The sequence below is a fragment of the Pseudomonas sp. PS01299 genome, assembly GCF_029960145.1.
GTDB lineage: Bacteria > Pseudomonadota > Gammaproteobacteria > Pseudomonadales > Pseudomonadaceae > Aquipseudomonas > Aquipseudomonas putida_A.
In genome coordinates, this window is the sequence record NZ_JASCPO010000259.1 from 1 (window position 1) to 7,452 (window position 7,452).

A 7,452-nucleotide genomic window follows, 5' to 3' on the forward strand; every position below is an offset into this window, starting at 1 on the left:
CCTGCTCGCGATAGCGGAGTGTCAGCCAGAAATGAATTGACTGACCTGACGCCATCGCGAGCAGGCTCACTCCTACAGGGTCTGTGTTCTCAACCGAGCAACCTGGTGGCGGTGTGTCAGGCACCATCAAGCGTGCGGCGGACCTTGTCCAGCAGTTCGCTGATCTGGAACGGCTTGATCAGCATTTCCATGCCACTGCCCAGGAACACCTGGCGATTGATCGCGGTCTCGGCATAACCGGTCATGAACAGAATCGGCAGGCTTTCACGCCAGCCCCGCGCCACGTCCGCCAGTTCCCGGCCGCTCATGCGCGGCAGGCCGACGTCGCTCAGCAGCAGGTCGATCGTCGGGTCATTCTGCAAGCGCTCCAGCGCGGTTTCGATATCCGCCGCCTGCGTGCAGCGGTAACCCGCGTCTTCCAGCACTTCGGTGACGAACATACGCACTGCCGGCATGTCTTCGACAATCAGGACATGCTCGCCGGCACCCTGCGGATCCACCTTCGGCGCCGGGATGTCGGCGCCGGTCGGGTCGTTCGTCGCCGGCAGCATGATGGTCACTTCGGTGCCACGCCGTGCCACGCTGCGGATGTGCGCATCGCCACCGGACTGGCGGGCGAAACCGTAGATGGTCGACAACCCCAGACCAGTACCCTGGCCCAGCGGTTTGGTGGTGAAGAACGGATCGAACACCTTGTCGATCACACTGTGCTCGATACCGGTGCCGTCATCGCGCACCGACAGCGCGACATACGCACCATCGGCCATGTTCGGGTCGCCGTGGGAATACGCGGCATAGGTGTTGACCCAGATATTGCCGCCTCGGGGCAGCGCATCCCGGGCGTTGATGACCAGATTCAGCACCGCGCTTTCCAGCTGTACCGGGTCGACCAGGGCAATCGCCGGTTTGTTGGTCAGTTCAAGTTTGAGGGTGATGCGTTCGCCGATGGTGCGCACCAGCAATTCTTCCAGCGAGCGCACCTGCTCATTGATGTCTACCGGCCGGGTATCCAGTGGCTGTTGGCGGGCGAAGGCCAGCAGACGATGAGTGAGCGAAGCCGCACTCATCGCTGAATTCAGCGCTGCTTCAGCATAGAGCTGCACTTTGTCGGGCCTGGCATCGGCGATGCGTTTCTGGATCAGTTCGAGGCTGGTGATGATCCCGGTCAGCAGATTGTTGAAGTCGTGGGCGATGCCCCCGGTGAGCTTGCCCAGTGCGTCCATTTTCTGCACTTGCAGCAACTGCGATTCGGCGCGCACCCGCTCGGCGACTTCCTTGGCCAGTTGTGTGGTGGTGTCGTCCAGCTGTGCCAGGTGCGAGCGTTCGCGGTGGCGATGCTCGGTGACGTCTTCGACGAATACCAGGCTCAGTTGCGGTGTGCGGTACGGGGAAATCTGCCACTCGGTTTCGCGGACCTCGCCCTGTACGCGCATGTTCAACGTGCCTTTCCAGCGCTCGCCATCGACCAGCCGCAGGCGCAACTCGTTGAGGATCGCGCCCTGGTCTTGGTCAAAGCACTCGCTGAGAGTTTCCGGGTTGCGGTTGTCTTGAATCATCTGCGTGAAGGCGTGGTTGCATTCATGCACTTTCAGGTTGGCATCGAGCACGGCAATCGGCGCCGAGACGTTGACGAAAATCTCGCGAAACCGGGCCTCGCTCTCACGCAGCGCGTTTTCGGTATCACGTACCCGCAGCAGAGTGCGCAGGGTCGCCAATAGCACGTCCGGGTCTACCGGGTGAATCAGGTAGGCGTCGGCCCCGGCGTTCAGGCCGGTGATGATGTCGCCGGTCTGGATCGACGCCGCAGACACGTGGATCACCGGCAGCAGCGCGGTGCGTGCATCAGCACGCAAGATGCGCACGATGTCGAAGCCGCTCATGTCCGGCAGGTTGACGTCGAGGATCAGCGCATCGAGTGGCTCGCTCGCGATCAGCGCCAGGCCTTCGCTGCCGGTGCCGGCCTCCAGCACCTCGTAGTCATGGCGCTCCAGGCGCCGGCGCAAGGCGTAGCGGGTGGCGGCGTTGTCGTCGACGATCAATAGACGGATGTCACGTTTCATCGACGTTCTCCAAGGCGAGCGCCAGCGGAATGATCACGAAAAAGGTCGAGCCGACCCCCGGCGTGCTGTCCATCCCGACCTCGCCGCCGAGCAGAGCAGCGAAGCGCTTGCACAAGGACAAGCCGAGGCCGGTGCCGCGCAGACGTTTCTGCAGCGGCGAGTCGACCTGGGAGAAGTCCTCGAACAATGCACCGTGCAGCTCCGGCGCGATACCGATCCCGGTGTCGCTGACGGCAAAACGTACTTTGTCCGAGCCTTCCAGGCGCGCCGAAACCCGCACTTCACCGCGGGTGGTGAATTTCAGCGAGTTGGAAATGAAGTTGCGCAGAATCTGCCCGAGTTTTTTGTCGTCGGTGTACAGGCGTGGCAGGCCGACCGGCTCTTCGAAAATAAGGTCCACCGCCGACGCATCGACGATCGGCCGGAACATCCCGCGCAGGGCGGAGAACAGGTCGAACATGTCGAACCATGCCGGGGAAATAGTGATCCGCCCGGCTTCGATCTTCGCCAGATCGAGCAAGTCATCGACCATGTCGCTGAGTTCACGCGCGGCGCTGCTGACGAACGCCACCTGCTTGTGCTGCTCGGGGCTGAGCGGGCCGTCGAGTTCGTCAGCCAGCAGGCTGTTGATGCTGAGGATCGAGCCGAGCGGGGTGCGGAACTCATGGCTCATGTACGACAGAAAGCGGCTTTTCAGGTCCGAAGCCTGCCTCAGTTCTTCCGCCTGGGTGTCGAGTTCGGCGTAGAGCGCCAGCACGCCCTGGTTGGTCTCGTCGAGTTCTGCGCGCAGGGCGGCGGTCTCGCTCTGCAATCGGGCGATCAGCGCAGCCTGTTCGGCGGCATTCAGGGTTGGCGACTCAGCCATGGGCGGCCTCCAGGGCAACGACCAGTACCGTTACATCGTCGCGCCCGCGACAGAAATCGCGGTGCAGGACGCTGGCTATCACGGCGGGATGGCGATGCACCAGACCGGGGTAGTCTTGAAGGTTCCAACGGGACTGCAAGCCGTCGCTGTACATGATCAATAGATGTCCGTTCACGTGAGCATAGTCAAAGGGCTGGGCTTTCCGGTATTGGCCGCCGACGATGCCCGGATGCGAGGCCAGCCCGCGCGACTTGTCGGCGGTGATCAGGCTGGCGCCGATGTTGCCCACCCCAGTAAAGGTCAGGCCGTCGCGGGCGGCATTGTACTGGGCGAACGCGGCGGCGCCGCCACGGCTGCCGATCATGTCGCGGTGCATATCCTCCATCAGCAGCACCGGACTGGCGAACGGGGTCTCGGCGAACACCCGCTCGCCGGCCTTGGCCGCGCGTTCGGCATCCTCTCCGTGGCCGAGGCCGTCGATGATCAGCGCGCTGACATTCGCGCCGTTGTACGCCAGGTGCCAGGTGTCGCCACACGCCGGATCGTTGTGCAGCGAATGCTGGCTGACGCCGTAGCGCAAGTCCGGTTGGCGGTCGCCGCGCGGATATAGACGCGCCAGCAGCACCGCGCCACGGGCATCGGCGTGCACGTCGAAGACCTCGGTCTGCCGCGCCACGGCACCCAGACCGATACCCTGGGTGCCACCGGTGGAAAAACCATCGGTCAGGCAGGCGTCCAGATCAAAGCCCTGTGCGCGATCGACCGCGAGCATCTCGATGCCGAATCCGCCGGGGCGCGGCAACAGCCGCAGGTGAACTTCGCCGCGGCTGGCGTGCTTGAGCACGTTGCTGGCCAGTTCGGTGGCGACCAGCGCCACCCGCCCGGCATCGGTTGCATCAAAACCGTGTTGCTCGGCGAGCCGTTGCGCGGTGCGCCGGGCATGGCCGATCTGGCTGCTGTCTTCGATCAGCAGCACCTGGGTCAGCGACCCTGCGATATTCATGTCCATCGGGTGATCGTTATTCGCGTGCCCTTGCCCGGCGCGGTGTCCAGTTCGAACTCCTCGACCAGGCGTTTTGCCCCGGTCAGGCCCAGGCCCATGCCGCTGCCGGACGTCCAGCCGTCGGTCATCGCCAGTTTGATATCGGCAATACCGGGGCCTTCGTCGCGGAACGTCAGGCGCAGACCGACCTTGTGATCTTCATCGAGAATCTGCCAGTCCATGTCGCCGCCGCCACCGTACACCATGGTGTTGCGGGCCAGCTCGCTGACCGCCGTGACCATTTTGGTCAGGTCGATAAGGCGCATCCCGCATTCGGTGGCCAGTTTGCGCGCCGTCTGCCGGGCGAGCACGACATCCTGCTCGATATGGATGGGTTGAGTACCGCTGCTGCGTACGGTCATTGCCGGTCTACTCGTTCCTGCAGCAGTTTCATCCCGCGCTCGACGTTCAGTGCGGTGCTGACACCCGGCAGGGTCAAACCGAGTTCGACCAGGGTGATCGCCACGGCCGGCTGCATGCCGACCAGCATGGTTTCGGCGTCCATGATTTTCGACAGCCCGGAGATGGTGCTGATCATCCGGCCAATGAACGAGTCGACCATGTCCAGCGCCGAGATGTCGATCAGCACACCGCGAGCCGAAGTGTTGCTGATGCGCTCGGACAAGTCGTCCTGCAACGTGAGGGCGAGTTGGTCGTGCATGTCGACCTGAATGGTCACCAGCAGGAACTTGCCCATTTGAAGAATCGGGATACGTTCCATCGGCTCAGACCGCTTTGCCGAGGCTGATGCCCAGGCGGGAGAGGGCGAGCTTCAGCGCGTCGGCCAGATTGGCCTTGGTCACCACGCCCTGCAGGTCGAGGCCCAGGTGGACGATGGTCTGGGCGATTTGCGGACGCACGCCGCTGATGATGCAATCGGCACCCATCAGACGAATCGCGGTCACGGTTTTCAGCAGGTGCTGCGCGACCAGGGTGTCGACGGTCGGGACGCCGGTGATGTCGATGATGGCGATTTCCGAACCGGTGTCGACGATGCGTTGCAGCAGCGATTCCATCACCACTTGGGTGCGTTGCGAATCGAGGGTGCCGATCATCGGCAGCGCCAGGACGCCGTCCCACAGTTTGACCACCGGCGTGGAGAGCTCCAGCAGTTCTTCCTGTTGGCGTTTGATCACTGCTTCGCGGGACTTCTGGAAGGTGCGGATGGTGTGCATGCCGAAGGCGTCGAACAGTTCGGAGATTTCCCAGAGTTGTTCGGCGAGCAGCGCTGGCTGTTCTTTATAGTGCGCTTGCAGCAGGGCAAACAGCGGGCCCTTCAGGGCGAAGATGAAACTGGCAGTCTGTTGCGAATCCTGACCGAGCTGGGCACGGCTGTGGGAGAGTTTTTCGAGGAACTGGCGGGTGGCTTCCCAACCCGGCGCATTGATGTTGGTGCCGTTGTCATCCTGCAGGCCATTGATCACCAGTTGCAGGAATTCGCTGGTCTGTTGTTGCAGGTCATGGTCTTTGAGATTGCGGGTGGCGCCGCTGGCTTCCAGGCCGTTGATCCATTCGCTCAGCAGTTGGGGTTGTTTGTTTTTCATCGCATCGAATGTGCTGTTCTGCAGTGCTGCCATGTGCCTGTTGCTCCGTAGCGTATTGGGGCCGGTTCTGTAAAAAGTGACCGGTGCGAAGTCAGTGACCTTTGCCGTTCGAAATAGTTGTTCGAGTCCGAAAGGATATTTTTGATCTGAGGCATGGAACGCATCGGTAACTCTAGTTGGCGCGTTGGCAACCAGCGATGTTTTGAACGTTGGCGCCACCCAGGCTTCGAATCTTCAAGGCCGGCCGGTTTCAGCCACGCCGGTAGTGAAAAACGAGGTAGCCATGAAAAAGCAAACCAAGCAACAACACAACCAGGGTACAGAGCCGATCAATCGCAACGACCCGGCCATCGACCCGCAAGTGCCGGGACAGAGTCCGCCAACGCAACCCACGGGTGGCACCGAGCAGGCGCAGAGCGCCGATCCGGCGGTGGATCAAAAGAACAAACACACCGACAACGACAACGAGTTCAGCCCCGGTTTCGAACCTGAGCCCGATCGTCCGAAGCCCGGTGAAGAAACCGATGCCGACATCGATACTGACGGCGGTTGATCGCGCTGAAACGACAAAAGGCCGCATTAATCAATGCGGCCTTTTGCTGTACAGCGCCCGGGTTACTTGCTCGGGTGCTTGGCTTGCAGCTCTTTGGCCGCGGTCAGGTGTTTTTCCAATGCTGGGAGCATTTTCTGCGCAAAGGCTTTCAGTTCGGGGGCGCCTTTGACTTTGTCGTCGGTGACGGTGTTGGCTTCTTTCTTGAACAGTTCGATGGTTTCTTCGTGGGCCTTGACCTGGTTGTTGGCGTAGGCCGCGTCGAAGGATTCATCGCGCATGTCGAGGATCTTTTCCTTGGCCTGCTTGACCAGAGTCGTGGTGTCCGGGACTTCGATGTCATTGGCCTTGGCAATGCTCGCCAGTTCGTCGTTGGCCTTGCTGTGGTCGGTGATCATCATGTTGGCGAACGCCTTGATGTCGGCCGACTGACTTTTTTCCAGGGCGAGGCGACTGGTCTCGATCTCCGCGATGCCACCCGCGGCGGCGTTGTCGACGAAGTCATTGGAAGTGGCGGCGAAGGCACTGCCCATGCCGCTGCTCAGCGCGACAGCCAGAACGAGATGACGCAGGTTGAATCCGTCCATTGATGTATCTCCACACAGGTTTTTGTTGACGTTATGCAATGGAGGGAGCACAGCGGAAAAAGGTTTGATCGCGTTTCCGACAGGGCGACGAACGGCAACCGCTGGTCTGACAGGTGGTCGACAGAACGGCCCGACCAAGGCCATTCTGATAACTGCCAGCGCAATCGGTCGCGTTGGTTGCCGATCAACTGACGGAGGTGTTCCATGCCGGTGACTCATGACCTGTATCAGGACTTGAAGCTAACGAAGGAAGAGGTCCAGCAAAAACGCACCGAGGATCCATTTCTGGATGCACTGATCAACAAGTATTCCCAGGCGGACGCCGAAGTAGTCAAGGCCGAGACGGCGACCTCGGATGCACCCAGCGATGACACCCTGAAGAAACTCAAAGAGAAACGCTTGCAGGTCAAAGACAAGATCGTCGCGCAGTTGCAGGCTCGATCCTGACCGTCAGTCGCTTCACCGCTTCAAAATGGTGAAATGACTGAACGCCGCCCCTGACCGGCACCTCGAATGTACAGAGTCTTCACTCAGCGACTCTTTGCGAGGTGCCACATGAACACACCCAGATTCCCCAGTGAAGAGCAGGGCGGTTTCGACCCGGTTCCCACTCACCCTGAGCCCAACAGCCCGGCACACACCACCACTTTTCCCGAAGAGCCGGACGAAGATCTTCCTGAAGACGAAGATCCGGACAAGTTCGACAGATCCGGTAACTGACAGTCCGACTTCGCGAGCAAGCTCGCTCCCACAGGATTTTTAGGTGTCCACAAAGGTTGTGCCAGCCGCTTGAACCTGTGGGAG

Annotated in this window: 10 protein-coding genes; 3 read left to right on the forward strand and 7 right to left on the reverse strand. The window is 61.2% G+C overall.

The genetic code is table 11. The annotated features are described in order from the left end of the window. Positions 1–116 precede the first annotated feature (116 nt). Genes QMX91_RS26990 through QMX91_RS27015 form a run of 6 tightly spaced genes read right to left on the reverse strand, consistent with a single transcriptional unit; the run spans position 117 to position 5,544 of the window. The gene (locus QMX91_RS26990; protein ID WP_282413641.1) at positions 117–2,060 is read right to left on the reverse strand and encodes a response regulator; all 1,944 of its coding nucleotides are present in this window, start codon (positions 2,058–2,060) and stop codon (positions 117–119) included. Next, complete coding sequence (locus tag QMX91_RS26995) at positions 2,050–2,925, reverse strand: ATP-binding protein (protein WP_027613679.1); 876 nt, start codon at positions 2,923–2,925, stop codon at positions 2,050–2,052. Before QMX91_RS26995 ends, QMX91_RS26990 begins: the two co-directional genes overlap by 11 nt. After that, positions 2,918–3,928 (reverse strand): ATP-binding protein, encoded by a 1,011-nt coding sequence (locus tag QMX91_RS27000; protein WP_223007591.1) that lies wholly within the window; start codon positions 3,926–3,928, stop codon positions 2,918–2,920. The genes QMX91_RS26995 and QMX91_RS27000 overlap by 8 nt, the downstream gene beginning before the upstream one ends. Further along, a complete protein-coding gene (locus QMX91_RS27005) occupies positions 3,925–4,329 on the reverse strand; it encodes an anti-sigma regulatory factor (RefSeq protein WP_027613681.1) in 405 nt (134 codons plus the stop codon). The genes QMX91_RS27000 and QMX91_RS27005 overlap by 4 nt, the downstream gene beginning before the upstream one ends. Next, positions 4,326–4,688, reverse strand: coding sequence for an STAS domain-containing protein (locus QMX91_RS27010; RefSeq protein ID WP_095136273.1), 363 nt, complete (start codon positions 4,686–4,688; stop codon positions 4,326–4,328). The genes QMX91_RS27005 and QMX91_RS27010 overlap by 4 nt, the downstream gene beginning before the upstream one ends. A gap of 4 nt (positions 4,689–4,692) precedes the next feature. After that, entirely contained in the window at positions 4,693–5,544 is an 852-nt protein-coding gene (locus QMX91_RS27015; protein WP_096796830.1) for an STAS domain-containing protein, read from the reverse strand. 250 nt (positions 5,545–5,794) lie between these two features. Between QMX91_RS27015 and QMX91_RS27020 the strand changes: the two genes are divergently transcribed. Further along, a complete protein-coding gene (locus QMX91_RS27020) occupies positions 5,795–6,064 on the forward strand; it encodes a hypothetical protein (RefSeq protein WP_282413642.1) in 270 nt (89 codons plus the stop codon). Between the two features lie 62 nt (positions 6,065–6,126). Here QMX91_RS27020 and QMX91_RS27025 read toward each other — a convergent pair whose 3' ends face one another. After that, positions 6,127–6,648, reverse strand: coding sequence for a DUF4142 domain-containing protein (locus QMX91_RS27025; RefSeq protein WP_097087254.1), 522 nt, complete (start codon positions 6,646–6,648; stop codon positions 6,127–6,129). A gap of 204 nt (positions 6,649–6,852) precedes the next feature. Here QMX91_RS27025 and QMX91_RS27030 point away from each other — a divergent pair, with 204 nt between their 5' ends. Together QMX91_RS27030 and QMX91_RS27035 are read left to right on the forward strand one after the other, a co-directional pair. After that, positions 6,853–7,095 carry a DUF465 domain-containing protein gene (locus tag QMX91_RS27030; protein ID WP_027613686.1) on the forward strand — a complete coding sequence of 81 codons (243 nt, stop codon included), beginning with the start codon at positions 6,853–6,855 and terminating at the stop codon, positions 7,093–7,095. 108 nt (positions 7,096–7,203) lie between these two features. Further along, the gene (locus QMX91_RS27035) at positions 7,204–7,368 is read left to right on the forward strand and encodes a hypothetical protein (RefSeq protein WP_166495921.1); all 165 of its coding nucleotides are present in this window, start codon (positions 7,204–7,206) and stop codon (positions 7,366–7,368) included. The last annotated feature ends 84 nt before the right edge of the window (positions 7,369–7,452 follow it).

Bases quoted from the DNA above. Each gene is read 5' to 3' on its own strand.
- QMX91_RS26990 (WP_282413641.1), bottom strand. From the start codon at position 2,060: ATGAAACGTGACATCCGTCTATTGATCGTCGACGACAACGCCGCCACC.
- QMX91_RS26995 (WP_027613679.1), bottom strand. From the start codon at position 2,925: ATGGCTGAGTCGCCAACCCTGAATGCCGCCGAACAGGCTGCGCTGATC.
- QMX91_RS27000 (WP_223007591.1), bottom strand. From the start codon at position 3,928: ATGAATATCGCAGGGTCGCTGACCCAGGTGCTGCTGATCGAAGACAGC.
- QMX91_RS27005 (WP_027613681.1), bottom strand. From the start codon at position 4,329: ATGACCGTACGCAGCAGCGGTACTCAACCCATCCATATCGAGCAGGAT.
- QMX91_RS27010 (WP_095136273.1), bottom strand. From the start codon at position 4,688: ATGGAACGTATCCCGATTCTTCAAATGGGCAAGTTCCTGCTGGTGACC.
- QMX91_RS27015 (WP_096796830.1), bottom strand. From the start codon at position 5,544: ATGGCAGCACTGCAGAACAGCACATTCGATGCGATGAAAAACAAACAA.
- QMX91_RS27020 (WP_282413642.1), top strand. From the start codon at position 5,795: ATGAAAAAGCAAACCAAGCAACAACACAACCAGGGTACAGAGCCGATC.
- QMX91_RS27025 (WP_097087254.1), bottom strand. From the start codon at position 6,648: ATGGACGGATTCAACCTGCGTCATCTCGTTCTGGCTGTCGCGCTGAGC.
- QMX91_RS27030 (WP_027613686.1), top strand. From the start codon at position 6,853: ATGCCGGTGACTCATGACCTGTATCAGGACTTGAAGCTAACGAAGGAA.
- QMX91_RS27035 (WP_166495921.1), top strand. From the start codon at position 7,204: ATGAACACACCCAGATTCCCCAGTGAAGAGCAGGGCGGTTTCGACCCG.